This window comes from Terrabacter sp. FW104-15G4B (assembly GCF_058790095.1).
On record NZ_JBYTCI010000066.1, the window covers coordinates 1 to 1,291 of the forward strand.

Sequence of the window (1,291 nt, forward strand, 5' to 3'; positions counted from 1 at the left end):
CGCCCAGATCTCCTCCAGCACTGTCTTCCCCCTCCTCAGCACCGACCGACTCGGGATGTTCACCGCGAAAGCATAAGCAGCAGCGGCGGGTCGGCTCCGGCCCATCGCGGCTACGTGATTCAGAGGGTTCAAATCGTCAGCAATACTGGCCTGCGCTTCACCGCTCTCCTGTTTGACGACGTGGCTCAGCCACGCGGACGCGCGGGGACTCCGACGGCGACGGTGTCCGCGGCGATATCCTTAGTCGCAGCCGCCCCCGAGCCGACGACTGAGCGGCGGCCAATGTGGATGCCTTGGTTGATGGCCGCGTTTGTGCCGATCATCACTCCCTCGTCGAGGACAACATCGCCGGACACGGTGGCCCCAGGGTTGACGGTGACGTAGTCGGAGAGCACGGCGTCGTGCCCGACGGTCGCGTTGAGGTTCAGATGGACATGCCGACCTATCCGGATGTTCGTCGTGATCAAGACCCCAGGACAGATCACTGAGCCGTCTCCGATCTCGACGTCGGAGCCCAGGACCGCAGTTGGGTGGATGATCGGCGGGCCTGAGACAGCGCCCAACGCGTCAGCCTTCTCGACGAGCGCCTGGCGAACGTGAGGTGCTCCCACGCCCACGTAGTAGACGCCATCGATGGTGGAGAGGTCGTCGGATCGGCCGACGTGTTCAGCGCCTATCCGGCGCAAGCGGCCCTCGTCCGGGTTGCCGTCGTCCAGAAAGCCTGCGAACTCCAACTCGGTTGACTGGTTCAGCCAGTCGAGCATTTCTCGCCCGAAGCCACCAGCGCCAATGATGTATGCCCTTTGTGTCATGACGATGAACCTACGCGTAGATAAGCGAGGATCCATGCAGTCTCAGGGCGCGCGTTGGGGCGCAGACGCAGTCGGGCCACCTCGGTTCGAACCTGCCCGGCCCGGATCGAGGTGACCTGACCGAAATGTCCGATAACCCGGTCAACGGCGATTCTGATATGTACCGTTTTTAAGATGAGCGAACAGACTGCCTCCTTCCTTGGCCGACGAGGCGTGCTCTCCGGCCTCGGTGGAGGCGCTGTCCTGGCGACGGCGACGACGGCCGCGGCCGCCACGACGACGGCCGCTCCGAGCGCGATGGTCGCGGCCACCACCTTGGACCCGGTCCTGCACCTGCTGCGCCGTGCCACCTTTGGTCCGACGCCGGCGCTGGTCGCCGAGGTCCGCGCGACGGGCACGACCGCTTGGCTCGACGCGCAGCTGGCTCCGTTGACGAAGGTTCCGGACACGGCGATGGACGCCGTCTTGACTCGTTGGCC

The 1,291-nt window shown here is 65.1% G+C and carries 2 protein-coding genes; one reads left to right on the top strand and one right to left on the bottom strand.

Going from position 1 to position 1,291, the window contains the following annotated elements; translation table 11 throughout:
* Positions 1-185: 185 nt before the first annotated feature.
* Positions 186-812 (bottom strand): acetyltransferase, encoded by a 627-nt coding sequence (locus AC3WRT_RS20620; RefSeq protein WP_492725273.1) that lies wholly within the window; start codon positions 810-812, stop codon positions 186-188.
* Positions 813-986: 174 nt separating this feature from the next.
* Here AC3WRT_RS20620 and AC3WRT_RS20625 point away from each other — a divergent pair.
* The coding region (locus AC3WRT_RS20625) for a DUF1800 family protein (RefSeq protein ID WP_492725274.1) at positions 987-1,291 on the top strand (305 nt) is incomplete at its 3' end.

What these genes read in the sequence shown, in the direction of transcription:
- AC3WRT_RS20620 (WP_492725273.1), bottom strand. Translation starts at nt 812, where the DNA reads ATGACACAAAGGGCATACATCATTGGCGCTGGTGGCTTCGGGCGAGAA.